Source organism: Catenuloplanes atrovinosus (assembly GCF_031458235.1).
GTDB lineage: Bacteria > Actinomycetota > Actinomycetes > Mycobacteriales > Micromonosporaceae > Catenuloplanes > Catenuloplanes atrovinosus.
The window spans coordinates 1,892,381-1,916,455 of record NZ_JAVDYB010000001.1 but is presented as its reverse complement, the minus strand read 5'-3'; the positions used below and the strand labels follow the sequence as shown (position 1 = coordinate 1,916,455).

The following is a 24,075-nucleotide window of genomic DNA, read 5'->3' as shown; positions in this document are numbered from 1 at the left end:
TCAGCCCTCTTCGATCGCGACGATCTCGACCTTGTCCGGGTAGAACGCGAGGTGGCCCGCGATCGGGGCGACCGCGTCGTACGGCTCCGGGTAGTACCACACCGCGTCCGGCAGCTCGCCGTCCTCGGTGCGGATGGTGTAGTAGGACGCCTGCCCCTTGTACGGACAGGTGGTGTGCGTATCCGTCGGGACCAGCACGGACTCGTCCGCGTCGGCCTGCGGCACGTAGTAGACGACCGGGTACGACGCCTCTTTCAGCGCCAGCGCCGAGGTCGTGTCCGCGATGATCTTCTCGCCCGCGCGTACCACCACGCGCGCCTTCGCCGGCTCCACCGTGATCGGGTGGTCCGGCCCGGGGATCTTCACCTCTGGGCCTCCCTTGCGGTTGTGCTCCCCAGCCTATCGGTCCCGGAAGAGGTCGCGGAGCAACGCGATCTCCGCGCCGTGGTGGATCACCTCACGGTGGATGTGCAGCACCAGCGCCGCCATCGGCAGGTCCGGGTACGCCTCCGGTGGCCCGCACGGCCGCGCCAGCGCGTCGTCGTCCAGCGCGGCCACGCCCGCGACCCACGCCGCGTACGCCGCGTCGAGCTGCGCGAGCGCCCGCTCCGCCGTACCCGCGTAGTCGAAGGTGTCGTAGTCCACGGCCGGCCCGCCGAAGTGCGTCGCCACCCGCATGCCGAACACGCCCACGATGACGTGCGCCAGCCGCCACGCGATCGTGGTCACCGGCGGCGGCTCCGGCGCCGGGAACGCGAAGTCGATGGTGAACCGCCCGCCCCTCCCCCGGCGCCGCACGTTCCAGCAGCCGTCGACCGGCTCCCAGAAGTACTCCTCGTCACTGAGCCCCGCCAGGCGCGGGCGCAGCTGTTGCTCCCAGTGCCAGGTGAGCTGATCGGACAGCACCCGGCTCCACGCGACCGTCATGGACACAGACCCTTCCATCACGCGCATGACACCTCAACGACCTCCCGGGCCGATGCCGGTGGTGGCGAGCGTGATCAGGCGGACCGCGGCGTCCGGGTCCCCCTCGGTGACCGCGGCGACGCCGTTGGCCAGCGTGAAGAGGTCGACGGCGCTGACCGTGGGGTCGACGGTGCCGGCCTCGACCGCGGCGGCCACCAGCGTGCGGGCGGTGTCGAGCACGAGCATCACGCACGGGTCGGTGGCGTCGGCGCAGTCGTCGTAGGCGAACAGCGCGACCGCGATGCCGCGCTGGGCGGCCACGTAGGCGGCGATCTCGCCGAGCCAGGCGACCAGCGCCTCGCGCGGCGGATGCGCGGCGGCGAGCACGGGGCCGCGGCGGGCGAGCGCCTCCAGCCGGTCGCGGAACACGGCGGCGAGCAACTCCTGGCGGCCGGCGAAGTGGCGGTGGAGCGTGGCGGACCCTACTCCGGCCTCGCGGGCGATCTCCTCGAGCGAGGCTCCGGCGCCGTCGCGGTCGAAGACGCGGGCGGCCGCGGCGAGGAGAAGGTCTCGGTTGCGCTGCTTGTCGGCGCGGGGGCGGGCGCTCGGCATGGGGCCTCCGAAACGGGGCGGGCTTCCATATCGTACGCGAACGCGGTCGCCGCGGCCGCGACGCGCGGACCTGCGGTGGTGACGACGTTGTGCCCGGCGCCCGGCACGGTCAGCGTCCGGCACGACGCGACGCCGGCCAGGAACGACGTCCAGGCGTCCGGCGCGATCGGGTCGTGCTCGCCGCGCAGCACCAGCACGGGCGCGGTGACCAGCGGCAACCGGCGTTCGATCCGGTGCCGGACCGCGGTGCGCAGGGTGGCGACGATCCGGCGGGGCCCGGCCGCCAGCGTGCCGGCGACCACGGCCGGCATGTGGCGCAGATCCTCGCGCGGCAGGTCGCGCGCCAGCCGGAGCGCGTGCGCGACCATGCCGGCCGCCGGGTCCGCGGTCGGCCCGGCCAGCACCAGCAGGCCGGCCAGGTCGGGCCGGGAGATCGCCAGCTCCACCGCGACCTGGCAGCCGTACGAGCCGCCCAGCACCCGTGCGCCGCGCAGCCCGTCCGCGTCCATCCAGGCCGCGATCACGGCGGCGTGCTCACGCGGGTCCAGCGCTCGCCGCGGGGCGCCGGACCGGCCGAAGCCGGGCAGGTCGGGCGCGTAGACCGGGCCGGGCAGCGCGGTGGCTGTCGGCATCAGGTAGCGGTGCGAGACGGCGAGCCCGTGCAGCAGCACCCACGGCGTGCCGGGCAGCGCGCGCGACCGCACGTGCAGCCGCCGTCCGGCCACCCGCACGTACCGGCTGATGAAGGTCATGATCGGTGATGCCCCTTCCGGACCGCGCGCTAACCGATGACGACGGCCCCGCCGCCGCCCGCGCGGGGCGACGGCGGGGCCGTCCGGGGGGCGGGTCAGTACACGTAGACGCTGTTGGAGTTGAAGGCGATCGACGGGATCGATGCGCCCGGCGGGATCTGGTACGCCGTGCCGGTGCACGCGGTGCCGGTGTAGAGCGTCGCGGCGGTGCTCGCGGTGTTGCGGGCCGACTCCGCGCGGCCGGACCCCCATCCGTGCCAGGCCAGGTCGACGCAAGTGCCGACGGACGGGTTGAGCGCCTGCACGGTGAAGCGCGCGCCGCCGTAACTCGGATTCTCCCAGAGGCAGAGCGTGCGGGTGAACTCGCAGGTGCTGGCGGCCGAGGCCGGGGCGGCCAGGCCGGGCGCCAGCGTGAGCGCGGCCGCGATCGGCAGCGCGAGCAGGATGGAGCGGATCTTCATGACGGTTCCTCCGTTCGTGCGGGCGGGCGGGTGCCCGCTCAGTCCAGCAGGGAGTTGAACAGCTTCTCGTGGGCGTCCAGGCAGGTCTCGACGGAGAAGCGGCGCCGGGCCTCGGCCGCCTTCTCCTCCCGCCACTGCGCCGGCGCGTCGGCCAGCTCCAGGATCGCCTTCTCCAGCGCGGGCACGTCCCGCGGCGGCACCACGCGGCCGAACTCGGTGGACGTCACCGGGTAGCGCCCGCCGGGCAGATCGGTGGTGACCGAGGGCACGCCGGCCATCATCGCCTCCGCCTGCACGATGCCGAACGACTCGGCGACCGACGGCAACGCGAACACGTCGATCGACGCGTAGAAGTCGTCGATCTCCTGGCCGCGCAGCTCGCCGAGCAGCCGGATGCGGGAGTCGCCGCGCATCGCGGCCCGCACCTGGGCGACGTTGCTGCCGCCGGCCACGGTCTTGTAGTTGCCGGCGATCAGCAGCCGCGCCGACGGGTCGGTGATCCGCTGGAACGCCTGCACCAGGTATTCGATGCCCTTGTCCTCGACGATCCGGCCGAGGAATCCGACGTGCAGGCCCTCGCCCTGGCGGTAGACCGGCCGGCCGCCGCGCCGGTCGGTGCACGGCGCCGCGATCGGCGTGAAGTTGTGGCGGCGCATCAGCGGCCAGAACTTCGACGCGGACGCCTGATCGTCGCTGTAGGCCACCACCGCGGCGGAGCGCTTGATCGCGGCCCGGGTGGTCTGGTCGGAGGCGAACACCGCGGCCCGGCCGAGCAGCCCGGGCGGCAGGTAGAGGTCGATGTGCACCATGGTCACGATCGGCGTGTCACCGGCCACCCGGGAGACCAGCGCGGCCTCGGCCATCGGCACGTTGAGGTGCAGCAGCCGGGAGCGCCGGGCCAGCCGGCGGGCCAGCAGCGGGTACGCGGGGCTGAGGAACGCCCGGTGCAGGTTCGCCAGCACCGGCGCGCGGTAGACGTCCACGCCGGCGATCCGCTCCTGGCGCGGCAGCTTCGCGTCGTGCTGCGCGGCCAGCACGGCGACCCGCCAGCCGCGCGCGGCCATCCCCTCGGCCACGTTGCGCGCCGTCTCGGTGAGGCCGCTCACGTACGGCAGGTAGTAGGTCAGCGCCACGGTGAGGTCGTACTGCGGGATCATGCGGGGTCCTTTCCGGACAGGGAGATCAGCATGTTCTGCGCCGGGTGGTCGGAGAGCCCGGCCGCGTCGTCGAAGCGGTACTCGTGGACGCGCACGCCGTCCGAGGCGAACGCCCAGTCCAGCCGCCACAGCGGCACCCCGCCGAAACCCCAGGTGACCGGGTACGGCGAGCGGAGCGTCTCCGCGCCGGCGTCGGTGAGCCGGTCGGTCAGCGGCCGCAGCAGCGCCATCGCGCGGGTCGCGTTCAGGTCCCCGGCCACCACCACCGGCCCGGCGTTGCGGTCCAGGTCCGCCTCGAGCGCCCGCATGTTCGCCTGCCGCCGCCCGTGCTGCTCGCGGATGATGCGGTGGAACTCGCCGCCGAACGGGTTGCGGTCGATCGCCAGCGGCACCGGCAGGTGGGTGTTGTAGAGCGAGACGGTGCGGTCGCCTGCCCGCACGTCGGTGCGGAGCGTCTTGACCGACCAGTACGGCGGGAAGTCGGTGTCCCCGGGCGGCAGGCTGTGCGTGGCCGCGGACATCCACGGCAGCGCGTCGATGGTCCGGGACGAGACGACCGGCAGCCGGGAGAGCGTGACCAGCTCGCTCTCCGCGAAGATCTGGTAGCCGGGGAACTCGGTGCGCAGCCGGGCCAGGTCGTCGATCCGGCGCGGCTGGCGGTCCGCCAGGAACACGTACTCCTGGAGCAGGTAGACGTCCGCGTCCTGGGCCCGCAGGTACCGGTAGAACTCGCCGGGGTCGTCCTCCTGGTGCCAGAACTCGGTGTTCCAGGAGACCACGCGGATCGCGCCGGCCGGCGCGTCCGGCGCGTCCCGCCAGGGCGCGGTGGGTGACACGCCGCTGAGCCCGGCGCCGAGCAGCAGCGCGGTCACGGCCAGCAGCACCACCAGCTTCCAGGCCGGGCGGGCGAGCCGGGCGACCGCCAGCAGCCCGGCCGGCACCAGCAGGAACGCGATCGGCGGCACCAGGTCGGCCGCGGTCCACAGCCAGGTGCGGCCGGACAGCAGCCGGTGCGCGAGCGTGAACGCCAGCCACAGCACGCCGGCCGCCACGACCAGCCGGGTGCCCCAGCACCAGCGGCCGGCGCGGGCCGCGGGCGCCTCGGTGCGCTCGGACGTCAGCGGGCCGGTGGTCATGCCGGTCCCGCCGTCCGCGCGGCCGCCAGCAGGAACGCGGCGGACAGGCCGCACCACAACCCGGCGTTGATCATGATTGCCGGGTCGCGGAGCAGCAGCCGGACCGGGCTGCCGCCGACCTGTTGGATCATCACCAGTTGCAGGTACCGGAACACGCCGAACAGCGCGAACGGCAGCGAGGCCACGGACGCCGCCAGCGCGTACGGGCCCAGCGGCGCCTCGGTGCGCACGTAGAGCAGGTACGAGCCGATCGTGATGACCGCGCTGAGCAGCATCAGGTGCTCGGTGAGCTGGACGCTGTAGCCGCCCAGCGCCGGCCGGTGCGCCGCGCTCGACACCTGCAGCTCGTGCCGCCGCTTACCGGTGGTCAGCAGCAGGCAGAGCGTGAACACGACGGTGACCAGCCAGCCGGAGACCTCCTCGCCGAGCGCCAGGTAGCCCTGCAGCAGCCGCAGCACGAACCCGGCCGCGACCGAGAACACGTCCAGGATCGGCAGGTGTTTGAGCTTGCCGCTGTAGGCCGCGCTGAGCACCAGGTAGGCCAGCACCGGCCAGGACGACCCCCAGCCCTGACCGGCCAGGATGCCGGCCAGCAGCGCGGCCTGCGCGGCGGCGAGCAGCAGCGCCGCCCGTACCGAGACGCGGCCGGAGGCGATCGGCCGGGACCGCTTCACCGGATGGACCCGGTCGCGGTGCCGGTCGGCGATGTCGTTGACGATGTAGACCAGGCCGGAGGCGACGGTGAACGCCACCACGGCCAGCGCGAGCCGGGCCGCGCCACCGGCGCTCCAGGCCCGGGTGTCCAGCAGCGGCACCGAGACGACGAGCAGGTTCTTGGCCCACTGCCCGGGGCGCAGCAGTCGGAGGAGGTCGCGGAGCCGGGTGCGTTCCCGCGTCGGTGCGGGGTCCGGCCCGGTCACGGTCGGGGTAGTGGTGTCGGCGTACACGTCGTGCACCTCCGGCGAGTCAGAAGAAGACCTTGGCGGCGCTCAGCGCGCCCTGCCGCCACGGCCGGTTGCTGGTGCGCCCGGCGGACGCGGGGGCGACGGCCGCGTCCCGGTTCTCACGCCACCAGGCGTACGTGCGCAGCAGCGCGTCGCGGTTGGAGTAGCGGGGCGCGAAGCCCAGCCGCCGCTTCGCCTTCTCGATGCTCACGTACGAGTCGGCCAGCAGCTTGTGGAGCAGGCGGTCGTACACCGGCGACGCGCCCGTGCGGCGCAGCAGCCCGAGCAGCGCCACCGCGGGCCGGGCCGGCACCGAGACCACGCGCCGTCCGTGCCCGGCCGCGTCCAGCACGGCCTGGAAGTCCTCCCGGATGGTGCCGAACCGCTCCGCGGCGATGTTGTACGTGTCGTTCGCGACCGCCTCGTCCGCGGTCAGCACCGTGCTCACCGCGTCGACCAGGTCGTCCATCGCGCACATCTGGATGCGCACGTCGCCGCGGCCGAGCACCGGGAAGTGGCGGCCCTCGTCGGCCCACTCGAACAGCATCGCGAACAGGCCCATCCGGCCCGGCCCGACGAACGTCTTCGGGCGCAGCACCGGCACCGGCAGGCCGTCCGCGCGGAACCGGTCCACCACGCGCTCGGCCTCCGCCTTCGCCGCGGTGTACGCGTCGACCGGCCGGTGCGGGTACTCCTCCGTGGTCGGCACCGTGTCCGGCAGCCCGTAGACGGCCGTGGAGGAGATGTGCACGACCCGGGACAGCCCCGCCTCGCGCGCCGCGCCCAGCACCGTCCCGGTGCCGTCGACGATGATCGACCGGATGTCCGCGGCCGGGTAGCTGGGCAGCGCGGCGGCACAGTGGACGGCCGTCCGGACGCCCGCCATGGCGCGCCGCACCGCCGCCCGGTCCCGGATGTCCGCGGTCTCGTACCGCACGCCCGGGACCGGGTTCGCCGGTGGCCGCAGGTCCACGCTGGACACCTCGAGCCCGGCCGCGGCGAACCGGGCGACCAGCGCGCCGCCGAGCACGCCGCTGCCGCCGGTGACCAGCACCGAGGTCACCATGCCGAGGACACCTTCTCCCGGACGAAGCCGGTCAGCAGCCGGGTCAGCCCCTTGGACAGCGTGGCGTCCAGCGCGTCCAGGAAGAGTTTGACCTCGGCCGGCCCGGCCGCGAGCGTCGGCGCCACCATCAGCGGGTTCTCCACGTTCGGGCTGTAGTAGGTCATGATGTTGTGCTCGCGGTACAGGTGCGCGATCACCGACAGGGTGACCAGCTTGGTGTTGAACTGCGGGTCGTGCGCGAAGCCGGGCACCAGCTTGCCGGCCAGGTTGAACAGGCGCGGCCCGCCGGCCAGGAAGACGCCGTGCAGCGCGCCGGTGCCCGCCACCCGGTCGATCGCGTCCGGGTGGGCCCGGCGCAGCCGCTCCAGCCCGGGCGCCAGCACCCGCTCGATCTCCCGCGCCCGGCCCGGGAAGTCCTCCTCCACCACCACGTTGACCGCCTCGATCGCGGTCGCGGTCTCCTCGCCGAAGCCGTAGTACGTGGTGCTGTGCAGGATTACGTCGTTGAGCCGGTCGTAGGCCTTGCGGAACACCGGTTCGCGCGCGGTGTAGCCGGAGATCGACGCCTTGCCGCCGCCGAGCGACTTCGAGTAGGTGAGGATGTCCGGCACCAGCCCCTCGTGCCGCATGAAGTAGAAGAGGCTGCCGGTCTTGCCCCACCCGGTGTAGATCTCGTCGAAGATCAGCACGATGTCCTCGGCCGTGCAGAACGCCCGCAGCTCGCGCAGCGCCGCCTCGGACCAGTGCCGCAGGCTGGACGCGCTGAACGGCTCCACCAGGATCGCGTAGACGTCGCACCCGCCGTCCGCGGTCCGCGCCCGGGCCACCGCCGCGCGCAGCCCGTCCAGGTCACCGTACGGGTAGATCACGATGCCGGGCAGGCCGGGGAACCGGAAGTGGTTCTCCGCCGAGCCGGTCAGGCTGCCCGCCCCCAGCGTCTTGCCGTGGAAGCTGATGTCGGCCCGCATGATCGTGTTCCGCTTGCCGCCGTGGTACTTGTACGCCATCTTGATGGCGCCCTCGTTCGCCTCCGCACCGGAGTTCGGGAAGTACGAGATGTTCAGGTCACCGGGCAGCACCGCGGCCACGTTGTGGCTCAGCGCGGCCAGGTAGGGCGAGAAGAACGCCTTGTGCACCTCCATCCGCCGCTCCTGGCCGAAGCGCTGCCGGGCGGCGAGGATCCGCGGGTGGTTGTGCCCGTGGTTGAGCACGCCGACCCCGCCGGAGAAGTCCAGAATCCGGCGGCCGTCGCGCATGTGCACCCAGCAGCCCTCGGCCCGGTCGACGAGCTCGCGGCCGAAGCCGAAGGACGTCATCAGGGAGACCTGGCTGCGGCTGACGTACGTGCGATACAGGTCGTGCACCTGCTTCGCGGTCAGCTGCTCGCACTCCTCGATGCTGATGAGTTCGGACATGGTCACCTCGCGTTCGCGTAGTGGGGTTGCCGGCGTTTGACCACCTCGGAGACGAGCACCGCCACGCCGGCGACGGCGATCTCACTGAGCGTGCAGAGCAGCCGGCTGGCCACCGTGACGACCCCGGCGGCCGGCAGCGGCAGAACCGTGGCGAGCGCGACCAGCAGCACGCCCTCGCGCACGCCGAGCCCGTCCGGCAGCAGCACCACGGCCACGCCCGCGACCGTGCCGAGCGCGAACGCGCCGATGCTGATCGGCAGCGTGCGCAGCGGCGGCGCGCCCTGGGCGACGGCGAGCAGCCACAACTGGACGCCGGCCACCACCCAGCAGACGGTCTGCGCGACGATCGACCACCGCACGCCGCGGCCGGACGCGGACATCACCGGCGGCGGGCGGCGCAGCAGCCGGGCCAGCCGGCCGGCGCCGCGGTTGACCAGGTCCGGCCGGGCCAGGCAGACCACCACCGGCACGGCGGCCAGCGCCAGCACCAGCGCGGTCCGGCCCAGGACGGCCAGCCCGGCGACGGTGCCGAGCGCGAGCCCGGTGAGCGTGCTGATCACGACGGTGAGGGCGTAGACGGCCGCCATCCGGGCCGCGCCGACCCCGGCCGAGGCGCCCATCCTGATGTTGGCCAGCAGCGTCCACACCCGGCCGGGCGCGAACTTGGCCAGGAAGCCGACGAAGAAGATCCGCGCGGACGTGACGGTGTCCACCGGGCCGCCCAGGTCGACCAGCAGCACCCGCCAGGACAGCCAGGAGAAGACCATCGCCACCGAGTTCACCGCGAACGCGGCGGCGACCAGGCCCACGCTGCCGGGCGTGAGAATCCGGGCCGCGACCGACCAGTCCTGGCCGCGCAGCGCGGTGACCAGGCCGGCCGTGACCGCGACCGCGAACACCAGCACGGCCGCGGCGCGCAGCACGGCCCGCCACCGGTCGCTCACCGCGACCCGCCGACCGCGCGCAGGGCCAGCCCGGGCACGCCGGCCGCGGCCCCGGCCACGGTCATCACGTACACCGCGTAGTGCAGCGCCGCGAACGAGATCGTGTAGACCGGCCCGCGTTCCCGCCCGACGAACGCCAGCAGCCCGCGCTCGCTGGCCAGGAAGATCGCCAGCAGCCCGGCCGGGACCAGCAGCAGCCACGGCGACAGCAGCGCCAGCGGCAGCGTGGCCAGCGCCGCGACCGAGGCCAGCAGGCCGGTCGGGGAGAACGCGCGGACCCGGTTGCGGCCGCCGCCGGCCACCGCGCTGGTGAGCATGCGGGCGCGCCGGAACTGGGTGCGCAGCATCGGCAGCAGCCGGTCGACGTCGTCGTGCCGGCCGACCACGGTGTCGGTGAGCCGGATCGTCCACCGGTCCGACATCCGGGTGCCGAAGACCACGTCCTCGATCTCCCGGACCCGCTCGTCGAAGCCGCCGGTCTCGTCGAAGACCTCGCGCGGCATCGCGCCCAGCGCGAACAGCGTCATCCGGACGACGCCCGCCGAGCGGCGCCGCCAGAAGTACTCGTGCAGCGTCTTGTACGTCTCGACCACGCCGTCGCCGTACAGCGGCTGCTTGTCGTAGATGCCCTGCACCAGCCCGCACGCCGGGTCCTCGCGCAGCACCCGCATCGCCTGGGCCACCGCGTCCGGGCGCAGCACGATGTCGGAGTCCACGAAGAACACCACGTCGCCGCGGCTCGCCGCCACCCCGGCGTTGCGGGCGGCCGCCGCGCCGCGGTTGACCGGCAGCTCGACGAGCGTGCACGGCAGCGCCCGGGCGATCCGCCGGGAGTCGTCCGTGCTGCGGTCGTCCGCGACGATCACCTCGATCGGCTGGTACGTCTGCGCCAGCGCCGCCTCGACACAGGCGGCGAGCGTCCGCGACTGGTTGAAGTTGGGAATGACGACGGACACCGTCTCGCGCGTTCCGCTCATGACCGGAAAGGTTATTGGCCCGCACTGGAGTCGACCTGGATTGGACCTCTATTACGGAGCGCGACATTCTCCGGAAAGCAACGCTGGGTAGTCCAGGCCCCATTCAGGGCGGACAATTAGGCTGAGCGCGTGACTCTGGTATCCGTCGTCATTCCGAATTACAACTACGCACGGACCCTGCCGCTGTGCCTGGGCGCGCTGCGGGCCCAGACGTACCGGCCGATCGAGGTCCTGGTCGTCGACGACCACAGCACCGACGACTCCGTCGCCGTGGCCGAGGCGCACGGCGCCCGGGTGCTGAGCACGCCGTCGAACGGCGGCGCGGCCGTGGCCCGCAACGTCGGCGCGGCGGCCGCGGCCGGCGAGCTCATCTGCTTCCTCGACTCGGACGTGGCGCTGCGCCCGGACGCGATCGCGAACGCGGTGGAGCTGCTGCGCGCGGACCCCGCGCTGGGCGCGGTCTGCGGCACCTACACCGACACCCCGCTGATCCGGGACAGCCGCGTCGAGGAGTACCGCTGCCTGCACCAGCACTTCTGGTTCGCGGAGAGCGAGGGCCCGATCCACGCGATGAACACCGCGATCTGCGTGCTCCGGGCACGGGTGTTCGCCGAGGTCGGCCCGTTCAACGCGGCGCTGCGCGACATCGAGGACCACGACTACGGGCTGCGGATCACCCGGCGGTGGCGGGTGTGGAGCACGTCGCGGGTCAGCGGCGACCACGACCACGACGACTCGCTCCGGCTGATCCTGCGCAAGGTGTTCCGCCGCACCCGGGACGGCGTGCCGCTGTTCATCCGCCGGCGGGGCCTGCCCGGCGGGTTCGCCACCGGCCCGCGCGCGGCCGGCGCGGTGCTGGCACTCGGCGGCGTGCTCGCGATCGCCGCGCCGGTGGCGGCCGGGCCCTGGTGGCTGGCGCTGCCGGCGGCGCTGCTGGCCGCGTCGTACGCGTGCGACCGGGCGCTCTACCGGTGGGTGCGCCGCCGGCGCGGCGTCGCGTTCTGGCTGTACTTCACGGGCGTCCAGCTCGTGGTGAACCTCGCGGTGGCGCTGGGCGCGGCGTACGGGCTGGCGAAGTGGCTGCTGTCCCGCCGGTTCCGCCGCGCCTACGACGAGGTGGGCGCGCCGATCGGCGTCCAGCCCGGGTAGGGGCGGGCGGCCGGGGAGACCACGGCCGGGACCGCGCGCAGCAGGTCGCGGTGCAGCGCCTGCAGCTCCGGTCCCGGCTCCACGCCGAGCCGGCTGACCAGCGCCTTCCGGGCCTCGTCGTACGCGTGCAGCGCCTCGGCGCGCCGGGACGCGCGGTCCAGCGCCACCAGCAGCAGCGCCCACAGCCGCTCGCGCAGCGGGTCCTCCACGGTCATCCGCCTCAGATCCGGCACCAGGCCGTGGTGGTCGCCCATCACCAGCCGCGCGTACACCAACTCCTCGGCCATCTCCCGGTGCATCTCCTCCAGCCGGGCGCGCTCCGCCTCGGCCAGCGGCCCGCACGCCTCGTACAGCGCCGGGCCGCGCCACTCGGCCAGCCCCTCCTGGAGCGCGGCCCGGGCGGCGGGCAGGTCCGCCCGGGCGAACGCGGCCTGCGCGCGCCGCGCCCGCTCCTCGAACCGGGCCACGTCCAGCCCGGCCGGGTCCAGGACCAGTTCGTAGCCCGGCCGGTGCGAGCGCAGCGGGGTGCCGGAGCCCGGGTCACCCCGGACTCCGGCCAGCGCGCGGCGGAGGCGCCCGACGTACGTGTGCACCAGGTTCTCCGCGCTACTCGGTGCGCGGGCGCCCCAGACCGCCGCGGTGATCTGCCCGACCGACATCTCCCGGCCGCGGTGCAGCGCCAGCACGGCCAGCACCTCCCGCTGCCGGGGCGGGCCGGCGTACCGCTCCGAACCGGCGCTCCAGACCTTGATCGGCCCGAGCAGGCCGACCTCCATCTCGAGTTCCGACATGCCATCTCTCCCTGTCGTCGGTACGGCGCGCGGGCACGGTGGCGGTCAGCCGCCGAGTGCCGCGACGTCCGCCAGCACCTTCTGCCAGGCCTGCTCCGACGTGTGGGTGCCGTTCTCCACCAGCATCAGCGCGTCCCGCATCATGATCTGGATCTCGCCGGAGCGCGGTCCCTGGTACTGCGGCGTGAGCGACTTCGCGCCGCTGGTGAAGATCTGCCCGACCGGCGCGTCGTTGAAGAACTCGCTGGAGTAGCCGACGATCTGCGGGTCGTCGTAGAGCGCCGGGATCGACGGCAGGCTGCCGTGGCTGGTGAAGACGGCGGCCTGCTGCTCCGGCGCGGTGAGCCAGGCGGCCAGGTCGGCCGCGGCCCGTGCGTGCGCGCCCTGCTTCGGCACGGTCAGGAAGGAGCCGCCCCAGTTGCCGCCGCGGCCGGGCACCAGCGCCACGTCCCACTTGCCGGCCGAGTCGGGCGCCTCGTTCTGGATCTTGCCCATCATCCAGGCCGGGCAGGTGATCGTGGCGAACGTGCCCTTGGTGAACCCCTCGTTCCAGACCTCGTCGTTGGCCATCAGGTTGGCCGACTGACCCGCCTCGATGGACTCGGCCACCAGGTCCCACGCCTGCTTCACGGCCGGGTTGGACGCCACGATCACGGTGTCCGAGGTGTCGTAGTAGCCGGTCTCCGCCTGGCCCAGGATCGCGTTGAACAGGTGGATGCCGCCGTCGTAGAACGCGGTGCCCTCCGGCGCGTTCCGCATGTACTCGCGGCCGACCTCGATGTACTCCTGCCAGGTGGTCCAGCTCGCGGTGACCTCGTCCCGGCCGGTGGGCAGGCCGGCCTTCTCGAACAGGTCGCGCCGGTAGCAGACGGCCAGGCCGCCGACGTCCGTGCCGTAGCCGATCTGCTCGCCGGTGCGCGCCATCGACGCCTGCCACTTCCACTCCAGCCAGCGGTCCTTGAGCGCACCGGCACCGTGCTGGTTGAGGTCGGTGAACTTGTCCGGCTCGTTCTTGAACTGGTTGATGAAGCCGGTCTCGACCGCCTCGATGTCGGCGGCGCCGGACCCGGCGGCCAGCCGATCGCGGAGGTTGTGGTGGTGCGTGGTGTACTCCACCACGCGCTCCTCGATCTCGATGCCCGGGTGCTCGGCCTCGTACTTCTCGTAGAGCGGGCCGTAGCCGAAGTCGGTGAACAGCGCCACCGTCAGCGTGATCGACTCCGGGGCGGTCGCTCCCGCCGATCCACATCCGCCGAGAGCCAGGCTCACGGCCAGCACACCGGCGAGAAGACCGCCTTTCCGGGTACGCGTCATCGTTCTGCTCTCCTCTGCGGGCGACGTCCAGAAACGGATGGAAGACGGGCCGGGAGCCGCACGACGACGTATCCGTAATGGAATTACGGATAACGGTTCAGACCTTCAGCGCGTTGATCCCCCGTGCCCTTAAGATCAGCGTCAATGGTGTTCGGGGAACCAATAGCTGTCAATGAGTAATTAGGCGTCCCGGAGATCGTCCAGAAGCGCGTACGGGTACGGCGCCGGCCGCGTGCTCGCGTCGTCCAGCCGGGCCAGTTCCTCCGGCCCCAGGCTCCAGCCGAGCGCGCCGAGGTTGTCGTCCAACTGCTCGGGCGTGCGCGCGCCCAGGATCGGCGCGGTGACCTCCGGACGGCTCAGCAACCAGTTCAGCGCGGTCTGCGCCGGCGTGCGGCCGGCCTTGTCCGCCACCGCGAGCAGCGCGTCGACCACGTTCCAGGTGCGCTCGTTGTCGTAGTTCTCCCAGGTCTCGGTCCAGTTGGGCCCGGGGGGTGTGGCGGCGATCCGGGTGTCCTCCCCGTCCGGGCGCGGGCCGCGCCGGAACTTGCCGGTCAGCCAGCCGCCGCGCAACGGGCTGTACGGCAGCACGCCCAGCCCCTCGTTGACGCAGACCGGCAGCAGTTCCCACTCCGCGTCCCGGTCGAGCAGGTTGTAGAGCGGCTGCAACGACACCAGCGGGGCGGTGCCGGTGGCGCGGCAGGCGTCCACCACGCGCTGCAACTGCCAGCCACAGACGTTGCTGATCCCCAGGTAGCGCACCTTGCCCGCGTCCACGACCGTGCGCAGCGCCGCGATGGTCTCCTCCAGCGGCGTGCCGTAGTCCCACATGTGCACCTGGTAGAGGTCCACGTAGTCGGTGCCGAGCCGGCGCAGGCTCTCGTCGATGGCGTGCAGGATGTGCTTGCGGCCCAGGCCCCGGCGGTTGAGGCCGCTGCCGAAGCGGACCTTGGTGGCCAGCACGACGTCGTGCCGCGACGCGCCGCGCAGCCAGCTTCCCACGATCTCCTCGGAGCGGCCGTCGCTGTAGCCGTCGGCCGTGTCGATGAACGTGCCGCCCGCGTCCACGAAGCGCTCGATCAGGCGGTGACTGGCCTCCTCGCCGATCTCCCGCCCGAACGTCATGGTCCCCAGGCAGAGGCGGCTGACCTGCAATCCGGTCCGGCCCAGCGTCGTGTAGTCCATCGTGTCCCCTCGTCAGCACGGATGCGGATCGACCATAGACAATCCCCTGCCGCGCCGGGGTCGGACGGCCGCGGGATTGTCCCGGATGCGACACGTTATTCCACTTTGCCGGAAGTTTCAGGAGGTAAGCGCGGCATTACCGGTGCAACCGCGAAAATTCCGGTTGGCGGGAACGGCTGGGGGAACGGGGTCGTGCGTCGGTGGTGTGCCGGGGTGGACCGGGCCGGAGGGGCGCCGGCTCCGGTCCACTTTCCGGAAAGTCCCTGACGGAACCGGCCACCCCGTCGCCGGCCGGTTCCGGGCGCTCACGCCGCCGGCTGCAGCGCCGGCCGGCCCGGTGCCGCGAACGACCAGCCCGCCGCGAGCCACCGGTCCGCGTTGAGCAGTTGCCGCCCGTCCACCATGTTCCGCTGCCGCACCTCGGCGCCGAGCACCGCCGGGTCGGCGGCGGCGAACTCCGGCCAGTCGGTGAGCACCGCGACCGTGTCCGCGCCGCGCACCGCGTCCAGCAGGGTCGGCGCGTAGCTCAGCTCCGGGTACACCCGGCGCGCGTTCTCCATCGCCCGCGGGTCGTAGACCACCACGTCGCCGTCCGCGCGGCGCACCGCGTCCGCCACGTGCAGCGCCGGCGAGTCGCGGATGTCGTCGGTGCCCGGCTTGAAGGCGGCGCCGAGGACCGCCACCCGCCGACCGGCGAACGAGCCGCCGCACTGCTTACGCAGCAGTTCGAGGACCCGGTCCCGGCACCGCCGGTTGATCGCGTCGACCTCGGCCAGCAACGCGAACGCGTGCCCGACGCCGAGCTCGTGGGCGCGCGCCTGCAGCGCCCGGATGTCCTTGGACACGCAGCCGCCGCCGAACCCCAGCCCGGAGGTGAGGAACCGGCCGCCGATCCGCGGGTCGTAGGAGAGCGCCTCGCTGACCACCCGGACGTCCGCGCCGGTCGCCTCGCAGAACTCCGCGACCGCGTTGATGAACGACAGCTTGGTGGCCATGAACGAGTTCGCCGCGTACTTGATCACCTCGGCCGTGGGGATGTCCGAGACCACCACCGGCACGCCCGCCTCGATCAGCGGCGCGTAGATCTCGCGCAGCACCCGCTCGGCGCGCTCGTCCGGCACGCCCAGCACCAGCCGGTCCGGCCGCAGCGTGTCGGCCACGGCCGTACCCTCGGCCAGGAACTCGGGGTTCCACGCCACCGTGACGCGGTTCCCGGCCGGCGCCACGCCGGCCAGCATCTCGGCCAGCCGCGCCGCGGTGCCGGACGGGACCGTCGACTTCCCCACCACCAGGCATTCCTTCACCAGGTACGGCCCGAGCCGGTCCGCCACCGAGTCCAGGTGACTGAGGTCGGCGGCGCCGTCCGGGCGCTGCGGCGTGCCCACGCAGACGAAGTGCACGTCCGCGGTCGCGGCCGCCTCGTACGACGTGGTGAACGCCAGGCGCCCGGTGGCCAGGTGCCGTCGCACCAGCTCCTCCAGGCCCGGCTCGAAGAACGGCACCCGCCCGTCCGCCAGCGCCGCGATCTTCGCCTCGTCGATGTCGACCGCGATCACGCGGTGCCCCATCTCGGCGATGCCGGCCGCGTGCGTGACGCCCAGGTAGCCACATCCGACCACGGAGACCTCGTACATCTACCCCACCTCGCTCAGGTTGTCCGACCGTTCCCGCCGCGCCGCCTCGACCGTGCGCCGCAGCCCCTCCTCCAGCCCGACCAGCGGCTCCCAGCCCAGCTCCCGTTTCGCCCGGCCGATGTCGGGTCGCCGCTGCCGGGGGTCGTCCGCGTCCGCCGGCCGGTGCTCGATCGGCGAGGAGCTGCCGGCCAGCTCGCGGATCAGCAGCGCCAGCTCCAGGACCGTGACCTCGTGGACGTTGCCGAGGTTGACCGGCAGCGGATAGTCGCTGTCGGCGATCGCGAGCAGGCCGCGCACGGTGTCCCCGGCGTAGCAGGGCGACCGGGTCTGGGCGCCGTCGCCGTGCACGGTCAGCGGGGCGCCGGCCAGCGCCTGCGCCACGAACCCGGCGATCACCCGGCCGTCCGGGCGCATGCGCGGGCCGTAGCTGTTGAAGATCCGGGCGATGCCCACGCTCACGCCGTGCCGCTTCGCGTACGCGGTGGTCAGCGCCTCCGCGTACCGTTTGGCCTCGTCGTAGACGGCGCGCGGCCCGATCGGGTTGACGTTGCCCCAGTACTCCTCGTCCTGCGGGTGCCGCAGCGGGTCGCCGTAGACCTCCGATGTGGACGCCAGCACGAACCGCGCGTTCTCCCGGTGCGCCAGCCGCAGCGCGTTGTGCGTGCCGGCGCTGCCGACCAGCATCGTCTCGATGGACAGCCGGTAGAACTCGGGGATCGAGGCCGGCGAGGCCAGGTGCATCACCAGGTCCACGCCGGACGGCACGTCCAGCCCCTCGGTCACGTCCGCGCGCAGGAACGTGAAGCCGGGCCGGTCGCGCAGGTGGGCGATGTAGGACGGATGACCGCTGGAGAAGTTGTCGACGCAGATCACCTCGGTGCCGCGGTCGAGCAGCATCTCGCAGGTGTACGAACCGAGGAAGCCCCCTCCCCCGGTGACGACGGCCCGGCGGAACCGGCGCTGGCTGTTATCTGACACGGCGATGCTCCCTCGGTCTCGGACGGGCCGCGGCCGCGCAGGAGCCCCTCCGGCCCGGCCGCCGCGCATGAACGTACTCCGGGAGCGGTACTCTGCTGGTTTCTCCGCACTACTCAAAAACGCGTGATCACATGCCTATTCGCATCGACCTACGACATTGTCGTGATCGAGTGATGTAAGCGGTTACGCGGAGAGCCGGCGTTTCAGCGCGCCGATGCGCGCGGCCGACTCCTCATCGGAGACCAGCAATTCCCGCGCGTACGCCTTGACCAGCTCGTGCAGCCGGTAGCGCGGCTCCGCGCCGGGCAGCGCCACCACGTCGACCAGGCGCGCGTCGACCAGCGCGTCCAGCGCCTCGGCGGCGGTCGCCGGGTCCTCCTCCAGCAGCGGCGCGGCGACCCGGCCCGGGAAGTCCGCGCTCTCCAGGATGGACAGCCGGCTCAGCAGCCGCTGCGCGGACCGGCCCACCCCGCGGTAGCTGGGCGCGATGCTGGCCCGCACGCCCATCCCGCCGTGCACCAGCTCGTCCAGCATGCGGCTGTCGTCGGTGAGCCGCTCGACCAGCTGCGCGATGCGCCAGTGCGGGCGCGCGTTCAGCCGGTAGGCGGCGATGCGCAGCGCCAGCGGCAGCCGCCCGCACTGCTCCACCAGGCGCCGGGCCTCGGCCGGCTCGGCGTCGACCCGCTGCCGGCCCATCGTCTTGGCCAGCAGCTCCAGCCCGTCCGCCGGGCTGAACGCGCCGATGTCCACCAGCCGCGACCCGGGTATGCCGGCCAGCCGGCGGCGGCTGGTCACGATCACCCCGCTCTCCGGGCTGGCCGGCAGCAGCGCCTGCACCTGGTGCTCACCGGCCGCGTCGTCCAGGATCACCAGCACCCGGCGGCGCGCGACGACGCTGCGGAACATGGCCGCGCGCGCCTCCAGATCGTCCGGGATCGCCGGTCCGGGCACGCCGAGCGCGCGCAGGAAGCGCTCCAGCACCTGGACGACCACGGCACCGGTGGAGCCGCCGTCGCCGAGCCGCGCGAAGAGCTGCCCGTCCGGAAAGTGCTCCGCGAGCTGGTGGGCCAGGTGCACGGCGAGCGTGGTCTTGCCGATCCCGCCGCGGCCGGTCACGATCACGACCGGCGCGGACCCGCCCTCCGGCGCGGCGTCCCGGCCGCACAGCGCGTCGCGCAGCCGGTGGATCAGCGCGGCGTGGCCGGTGAAGTCCGGGATGTCGGCCGGGGTCATCCGCGGCACCGACACGTCCGGGTCCGCCACGGCGGCGGGCGCCGGGTGCACCGGCGGGCCGGGCATGCTGTCGCCGTTGAGCACGATCCGCTCCAGCAGGCGCAGCGACCGGCTCGGTTCCAGGCCGAGACCGTCGACAGACGCCTGCCGCGCCGACCGGTACGCCGCCAGCGCCTCCGCGCGCCGCCCGGCCCGGTAGAGCGCGGTGATGAGCTGCCGCCACAGCCGCTCCCGCAGCGGATGCTCCGCGGCCAGCACGGTCAGCTCGTCCACGATGTCGTCGTGCCGGCCGAGGCTCAACTGCACCTCGAAGAACTCCTCGACCGCGCTGATCCGCCGCTCGGCCAGCCGGGCCGCGGCCGCCTCGATCACCCGGCTCTCCACCCCGGACAGCGGCGGGTTCTGACTGAGCGCGACGGCCCGCCGGTACGCCAGCACCGCGTCCGCCGGACGCTGGTCCCGGACCGCGGCGCGGCCGTCGGCCAGCAGGTCGTTGAAGACCTGGAGGTCCAGCTCGCCCGGTGCGGTGGCGATCTGGTAGCCGGCCGGGCCGGTGACGATCCGGCCGGGCAGGCCCGCGTCGGCCAGCGCGCGGCGCAGCGTGGAGATGCAGATCTGGATCTGTGCCTTGGCGGTGGACGGCGGCGCGTCCTCCCACACCGCGTCGATCAGCCTGCTCGGGTGCACCGGGCGGCCGGCCTCCAGGAGGAGCATCGCCAGCACGATCCGCTGCCGCGCCGCGGTGATCCGCGCGCCCCGCACACCGAGCGATCCGAAGACACGAAACACGTACACATTGCCTCCCCGTCACACGGAATCGGCCGGTCATCCTCGGCTGACTGGCCGTTCGTGCAGACCTGATCCCCGTATAGGCAACCGCTGCAGCGTATCGAAGTTCGACATGGTCTGCCATACGGCTCATCGCCACGACATTCGACGGACGTCGAAATCGAGACACGCGCCGGTCGCGTTTGGCGGGGCAAAAGCGAATCGATAGCGGCCGGCCCGACGGTGGGCCCGTGACTCCCACCGAGAGAAGTTCCAAGCACCGGCTGCGGCAGTCCTTCGCCGGCCGGGAGGACGAGTTACGACGCATCGCCACCGCCATGTCGCAGAGCTGGTGCGCCGGCCTGGCGCTCACCGGCGACCGGGGTACCGGCAAGAGCCGGCTGCTCGCGGAGGCCGCCGACGCCGCCGACCCCGCCACGCACCTGGTCGTGCGGGCCACGGCCACCCCGGGGGTACGGCTCGGCGCGTTCGCCGAGCACCTGCCGCCCAGCCTGCTCACCGCGCCGTTCGACGGCGACACGCTGCGGCTGGCCGCGGACGCGCTGCTCGCCGCGGCCGGCCGGCGCCGCCTGGTGCTGGCCGTCGACGACGCCGGCCGGCTCGACGAGGCCTCCGCGGCGCTGGCCCTGCGGATGGCCCGGCGCGGCGAGGCCTTCCTGCTCACCACCGTGGACCGGGGGCGCCGGCTGCCGCACCCGCTGGCCGAGCCGTGGACGCTCGGGCACGCCGAGTGGATGGAGGTCGGCCCGCTGGACCGGGAGGCGGTCGAGCGGGTTCTCGCCGACACCCTGCCCGGCGCGCTGGACGGCCTGCTGGTCCAGCGGTTCTGGGAGGCGACCGCCGGCAACGCGCTGCTGCTCCGCGAGCTGATCACCGCCCAGCTGGCGGCCGGGCGGCTGCGCACCCGGGACGGCATGTGGCGGATGACCGGCGACTTCGCCGTCCCGCCGTGGTTGGCCGCGCTGGTCGAGGAGCGGATGGCGGCGCTGCCGGCCGACGCCCGTACCGCGCTGGAACTGCTCGCCCACGTCGAGCCGATGCGCCCGGAGGTGCTCGGCGAGCTGGTGCCCGCCGCGGCGCTGGAGGCGGCCGAGGCGCACGCGCTGATCCGGGTCGAGCGGGAGACGGTCCGGCTCACCTATCCGGTGCACGGCGACGTGCTGCGCGCCACCACCCCGCGGCTGCGCGCCCGCCGCTGGCGCGCGGAGACCGCGGCGCTGCTGGAACGGCACGGCGCCGCCCCCGCCGAACTCGCCCGGGCCGCCGCCTGGCGGCTCGCCGACCACCGCGCGCCGGACCCGGCCACCACGGCCGCCGCGGCCCGCGGCGCGCTGGTCCTCCGCGACCTCCGGCTCGCCGCCGACCTGGCCGGGCGGGCCGCCGCCGCCGGCACCGGGACCGCCGCCGCGGAACCGCTCGGCTACGGGCTGCTCTACACCGGCCGCGCGGCCGAGGCGGAGCGCTCGCTGGCCGCGCTCGGCCGCCCGGACGACCCCGCGGACCGCGCCCGGCTCGCCGCGGTCCGCGCGTTCACGCTCTTCTTCGGCCTCGGCCGCGACGGCGCGGCGGACGCGCTGCTGCGCACCGCCGAGGCCGAGGCACCCGAAGGCCGGTGGCGGACCCGGCTGCCGGCCCGCCGCGCCCTGCTGCGCGCCTGCGCCGGCGACCACCACGGCGCGCTGCGGCTGGCCGCCGGCGTGCCGGACGAGCCCGAGGCCCGGCTGGCACACGGCCTGGCCCAGGTCTTCACCGGCCGGCCCGCCGAGGGCATCGAGGCGCTGCGCCGCGACTGGCCGGACGACGCGCCGTGGCTGCCCGTCCTGGCCGGCGTCGGGATCGTCCACGGTCTGCTGTGGAGCGGCCGGATCGCCGAGGCGGACGCGGCGGCCCGCACCGCCTACGAGCACGCGCTGGAGCAGCGGTGGGCGTACGCGCGCGCCGTCTCCTGCCTGCTGCGCGCGGTCGTGGCGCACACCCGCGGCCTCACCGGCGAGCAGCTGCACCGCTGCCGGGAGGGCATCGCGATCGCCCGCCGGCACGGCCCCGACGGCCTGCTCGGCGCGCTGCTCGGCCTGCTCGCGCACGGCCAGGCGCTGGCCGGCGACGCCCACGAGGCACCGCGCACGCTGGCCGAGGCCGACCGCCTGGCCGGCCCGTCGACGGGCATGCTGCGACCCTGGACCGACCTGGCCCGGCTGTGGGTCACCACGGCCACCCGCCGGGACCCGATCCCCGTCGCCCACGCCGCCTGGCAGCGCGCCGCCGACCGCGGCACCCCCGGCCCCGAGGCGATGATCCTGCACGCGCTGGTACGCCTGGGCGCGCCCGGCCACGCCACCGACCGGCTGGCCGCGCTGGCCGGGACCGCGGGCAGCCCGCTCGTCACGCTCTACGCCGCGCACGCCCGCGCGTCCGCGGACGGCGACGCCGGCGCACTCGCCACGGTGTCGGCCGCGTTCGAGGAACTGGGCACCCCGCTGCCGGCCGCCGAGGCCGCGGCCGAGGAGTCCGTCCGGCACCGCGCCGCCGGCCGCCTCGCGCTCGCCTCCGCCGCCACCGCCCGCGCGCTCGTCCTCGCCCGCCGCTGCGGCGCCACCCCGCCGGGCACCGCGCTCGGGCGCCTGGAGACCCCGCAGATCACCCGCCGCGAGGCCGAGGTGGCCAGCCTCGCCTGCCACGGGCTGTCCAGCAAGGAGATCGGCGTCCGCCTGGTCGTCTCGGTGCGTACCGTGGAGAACCACCTGCACCGCGTGTACCGCAAGTTCGGCATCAACACCCGCGCGGAACTGCGCCGCCTCGGCGTGCTGCTCACCGAGGCACACACCGGGTGACGCACCGCCGCTGATCACGCGCCGACCACCCCGGCGGCGTGATCGAGTGCGAGGATGGCGCTATGACGACACGCCTGGCGACGCATGTCGTGGTGTCCCGGTTCGCCGGCCCCACCGACGGCCACCGTGCCGCGGGCGAGCCCGCACCGCGGCCGATCTCCGGCCGGGCCGCGCGGGTGACGGCGGTGACGGCATGACCCGGCTGTCGAAGGTCGACCTGTCCGCCCGCCTCTCGAAGAAGGAGGGGCTGGAGCGGCTCGAGGCCGCCCAGCAGCGGCTCCTGCGGCTGCGGTTACTGCTCGGCGGGCAGCTCGGCGAGGGCGAACTCGGGCCGCCGCTCTGCATCGTCTTCGAGGGCTGGGACGCCTCCGGGAAGGGCGGCGCGATCAAACGCCTCGTCGCGCCGCTCGATCCCCGGCACGTGCGCGTCTCCCAGTTCGCCGCCCCGACGTTCGACGAGAAGAGGCACCATTTCCTGAGAAGGTTCTGGGCCGTCCTGCCCGGCTGGGGCGGCATGACAGTGCTGGACCGCTCCTGGTACGGCCGCGTCCTGGTCGAACGGGTGGAGGGCTTCGCGACCGAGGAGCAGTGGAGCCGCGCGTACCAGGAGATCGTCGAGTTCGAGCGCACCCTGGCCGCCGAGGGCATGATTCTGATCAAGTTCTGGATGCACGTGTCCCCCGAGGAGCAGTTGCGCCGTTTCTCCGACCGTGCGAACGACCCCTTGCGCGCCTGGAAGCTCACGGACGAGGACTGGCGCAACCGCGACCGCCGCGCCGACTACGAGGCCGCGGTCGAGGAGATGCTCGACAAGACCGACAAGAAGCGCGCCCGCTGGCACGTCATCGCCGGCGACAACAAGGCCTACGCCCGCGTCGCCGTCCTCGAACAGACCTGCCGCACCATCGAAACCACCCTCGTCGACCGCGGATATGACCTCCGCGAGGCCGACTGACTCTCGATCGGGCAGACATCTTCGGCAACTGCGACGGAAGCCTGCGGCTCAACCTACCGCTTGTGAGCGACGGGCTTGGACTCGCCTCGAGCACCACCAGTCAAATAAGCCGTTTGACGGAGGTTCGCTGGACCGCCTTTCACCAGCCCACCGGGCCTTTACTGCCTGGCAGATTCTATTGCTGCCGCTCGTTAGCCGCCCACATCTCAGGGAATTGTCGCGTGATAAGGTCGACCCGCTCCGATTACGCTCGCAACATCGCCGCCGTCCACCTCTTCATTTTCTAGCTGTTCGATAAGGAAAAGGTCTAGATCAGGGAACTCTAGCTCCTCTTCCAGCAGGATGCACTGCTCGATATAGGATAACAAATACTTCCAATCGCGGGGCGGAAGCCCGGGGCATAGTCCCACACCATCCCCCGAACACGCCTAGTACTGCAACGGCGTCGGCGGGCGCGACGGGTCGATGATCGATTCGTTGGGTCGGTCATGGTGGACGTCGATGTGGCGGAGTCGTCGGCGGAGCTGGACCGGTTGCATGGCCGGTCCGCTCATCGTTTACGCGGTCCGAGCCTCGGCGGCGGGCTCGGCAGTACCTGTCTGGGCTAGTTGCGGGCTTGGACCGTAAGAACGGCTGGACCCTTGCCGAGCAGGCCGGCGACATCTGAATCGGCCTGGGGTTGCCGGAGGGCGCCTTGGCTCGTCCACCACGACGTGTGACTCGTTTGAAGCAGAGCCCTTGCGTCCCTCGGCCCAGGGGTTGAGGCTCAATACTGCATAGGGAACCTTGCCGTAGACACACCGAATCTTGATCGGGTGATCAAATGAGGTTCGTATTTTCTCGCAACAA

At 73.3% G+C, this 24,075-nt stretch carries 22 protein-coding genes and 1 pseudogene; 5 read left to right on the top strand and 18 right to left on the bottom strand.

The genetic code is table 11. The features are described 5' to 3' along the window. The 12 genes from J2S41_RS08395 to J2S41_RS08340 form a co-directional block, all read right to left on the bottom strand. On the bottom strand, nt 1–366 hold the full coding sequence (locus tag J2S41_RS08395; RefSeq protein ID WP_310365163.1) for a DUF427 domain-containing protein: 366 nt from the start codon (nt 364–366) through the stop codon (nt 1–3). Between the two features lie 33 nt (nt 367–399). After that, a complete protein-coding gene (locus tag J2S41_RS08390; RefSeq protein ID WP_310365162.1) occupies nt 400–927 on the bottom strand; it encodes a DinB family protein in 528 nt (175 codons plus the stop codon). Nucleotides 928–960: 33 nt separating this feature from the next. Then, the gene (locus J2S41_RS08385) at nt 961–1,410 is read right to left on the bottom strand and encodes a TetR/AcrR family transcriptional regulator (RefSeq protein WP_374728251.1); all 450 of its coding nucleotides are present in this window, start codon (nt 1,408–1,410) and stop codon (nt 961–963) included. Continuing rightward, on the bottom strand, nt 1,389–2,270 hold the full coding sequence (locus J2S41_RS08380; protein ID WP_310365156.1) for an alpha/beta fold hydrolase: 882 nt from the start codon (nt 2,268–2,270) through the stop codon (nt 1,389–1,391). Before J2S41_RS08380 ends, J2S41_RS08385 begins: the two co-directional genes overlap by 22 nt. A 95-nt stretch (nt 2,271–2,365) precedes the next feature. Continuing rightward, nucleotides 2,366–2,731 (bottom strand): peptidase inhibitor family I36 protein, encoded by a 366-nt coding sequence (locus J2S41_RS08375; protein ID WP_310365154.1) that lies wholly within the window; start codon nt 2,729–2,731, stop codon nt 2,366–2,368. A 38-nt stretch (nt 2,732–2,769) separates the two neighbouring features. After that, nucleotides 2,770–3,888, bottom strand: coding sequence for a glycosyltransferase family 4 protein (locus J2S41_RS08370; protein WP_310365151.1), 1,119 nt, complete (start codon nt 3,886–3,888; stop codon nt 2,770–2,772). Continuing rightward, nucleotides 3,885–5,024, bottom strand: a complete 1,140-nt coding sequence (locus J2S41_RS08365; protein ID WP_310365149.1) for an endonuclease/exonuclease/phosphatase family protein — start codon at nt 5,022–5,024, stop codon at nt 3,885–3,887. Before J2S41_RS08365 ends, J2S41_RS08370 begins: the two co-directional genes overlap by 4 nt. Then, complete coding sequence (locus J2S41_RS08360) at nt 5,021–5,971, bottom strand: UbiA prenyltransferase family protein (RefSeq protein WP_310365147.1); 951 nt, start codon at nt 5,969–5,971, stop codon at nt 5,021–5,023. Before J2S41_RS08360 ends, J2S41_RS08365 begins: the two co-directional genes overlap by 4 nt. A gap of 19 nt (nt 5,972–5,990) precedes the next feature. Beyond that, nucleotides 5,991–7,034, bottom strand: a complete 1,044-nt coding sequence (locus tag J2S41_RS08355) for an NAD-dependent epimerase/dehydratase family protein (RefSeq protein WP_310365144.1) — start codon at nt 7,032–7,034, stop codon at nt 5,991–5,993. Continuing rightward, nucleotides 7,028–8,449, bottom strand: a complete 1,422-nt coding sequence (locus J2S41_RS08350) for an aspartate aminotransferase family protein (RefSeq protein ID WP_310365140.1) — start codon at nt 8,447–8,449, stop codon at nt 7,028–7,030. The genes J2S41_RS08355 and J2S41_RS08350 overlap by 7 nt, the downstream gene beginning before the upstream one ends. Before the next feature lie 2 nt (nt 8,450–8,451). Beyond that, the gene (locus tag J2S41_RS08345) at nt 8,452–9,393 is read right to left on the bottom strand and encodes a lysylphosphatidylglycerol synthase domain-containing protein (RefSeq protein ID WP_310365137.1); all 942 of its coding nucleotides are present in this window, start codon (nt 9,391–9,393) and stop codon (nt 8,452–8,454) included. Continuing rightward, complete coding sequence (locus J2S41_RS08340; protein WP_310365134.1) at nt 9,390–10,370, bottom strand: glycosyltransferase family 2 protein; 981 nt, start codon at nt 10,368–10,370, stop codon at nt 9,390–9,392. The genes J2S41_RS08345 and J2S41_RS08340 overlap by 4 nt, the downstream gene beginning before the upstream one ends. Before the next feature lie 129 nt (nt 10,371–10,499). On the opposite strand from J2S41_RS08340, the gene J2S41_RS08335 reads away from it, so the two are divergent. Further along, nucleotides 10,500–11,519: a glycosyltransferase family 2 protein gene (locus J2S41_RS08335; protein WP_310365131.1), complete on the top strand. Its 1,020-nt coding sequence runs from the start codon at nt 10,500–10,502 to the stop codon at nt 11,517–11,519. Here J2S41_RS08335 and J2S41_RS08330 read toward each other — a convergent pair. From J2S41_RS08330 to J2S41_RS08305, 6 genes are all read right to left on the bottom strand, one after another. Beyond that, nucleotides 11,477–12,310: an AfsR/SARP family transcriptional regulator gene (locus J2S41_RS08330; protein WP_310365129.1), complete on the bottom strand. Its 834-nt coding sequence runs from the start codon at nt 12,308–12,310 to the stop codon at nt 11,477–11,479. The two genes, J2S41_RS08335 and J2S41_RS08330, sit on opposite strands and share 43 nt — an antisense overlap. 45 nt (nt 12,311–12,355) lie before the next feature. Further along, nucleotides 12,356–13,624 (bottom strand): ABC transporter substrate-binding protein, encoded by a 1,269-nt coding sequence (locus J2S41_RS08325; protein WP_310365127.1) that lies wholly within the window; start codon nt 13,622–13,624, stop codon nt 12,356–12,358. Between the two features lie 180 nt (nt 13,625–13,804). After that, entirely contained in the window at nt 13,805–14,806 is a 1,002-nt protein-coding gene (locus J2S41_RS08320) for an aldo/keto reductase (RefSeq protein WP_310365126.1), read from the bottom strand. A 305-nt stretch (nt 14,807–15,111) separates the two neighbouring features. Further along, nucleotides 15,112–16,440: a UDP-glucose dehydrogenase family protein gene (locus tag J2S41_RS08315; protein WP_310365124.1), complete on the bottom strand. Its 1,329-nt coding sequence runs from the start codon at nt 16,438–16,440 to the stop codon at nt 15,112–15,114. Further along, nucleotides 16,441–17,418 (bottom strand): GDP-mannose 4,6-dehydratase, encoded by a 978-nt coding sequence (locus J2S41_RS08310; RefSeq protein ID WP_310365122.1) that lies wholly within the window; start codon nt 17,416–17,418, stop codon nt 16,441–16,443. A gap of 183 nt (nt 17,419–17,601) precedes the next feature. Continuing rightward, a complete protein-coding gene (locus tag J2S41_RS08305; RefSeq protein ID WP_310365120.1) occupies nt 17,602–19,446 on the bottom strand; it encodes an AfsR/SARP family transcriptional regulator in 1,845 nt (614 codons plus the stop codon). A gap of 224 nt (nt 19,447–19,670) precedes the next feature. On the opposite strand from J2S41_RS08305, the gene J2S41_RS08300 reads away from it, so the two are divergent. The 4 genes and pseudogenes from J2S41_RS08300 to J2S41_RS08285 all read left to right on the top strand — a co-directional run. Beyond that, the gene (locus J2S41_RS08300) at nt 19,671–22,271 is read left to right on the top strand and encodes a helix-turn-helix transcriptional regulator (protein ID WP_310365117.1); all 2,601 of its coding nucleotides are present in this window, start codon (nt 19,671–19,673) and stop codon (nt 22,269–22,271) included. A gap of 62 nt (nt 22,272–22,333) precedes the next feature. Continuing rightward, nucleotides 22,334–22,468 (top strand): hypothetical protein, encoded by a 135-nt coding sequence (locus tag J2S41_RS08295; protein ID WP_310365114.1) that lies wholly within the window; start codon nt 22,334–22,336, stop codon nt 22,466–22,468. Next, complete coding sequence (locus J2S41_RS08290; protein ID WP_310365113.1) at nt 22,465–23,226, top strand: polyphosphate kinase 2 family protein; 762 nt, start codon at nt 22,465–22,467, stop codon at nt 23,224–23,226. The genes J2S41_RS08295 and J2S41_RS08290 overlap by 4 nt, the downstream gene beginning before the upstream one ends. Nucleotides 23,227–23,714: 488 nt before the next feature. Continuing rightward, nucleotides 23,715–23,890, top strand: a pseudogene (locus J2S41_RS08285) (IS701 family transposase); the annotation flags it as partial. Nucleotides 23,891–24,075 lie beyond the last annotated feature (185 nt).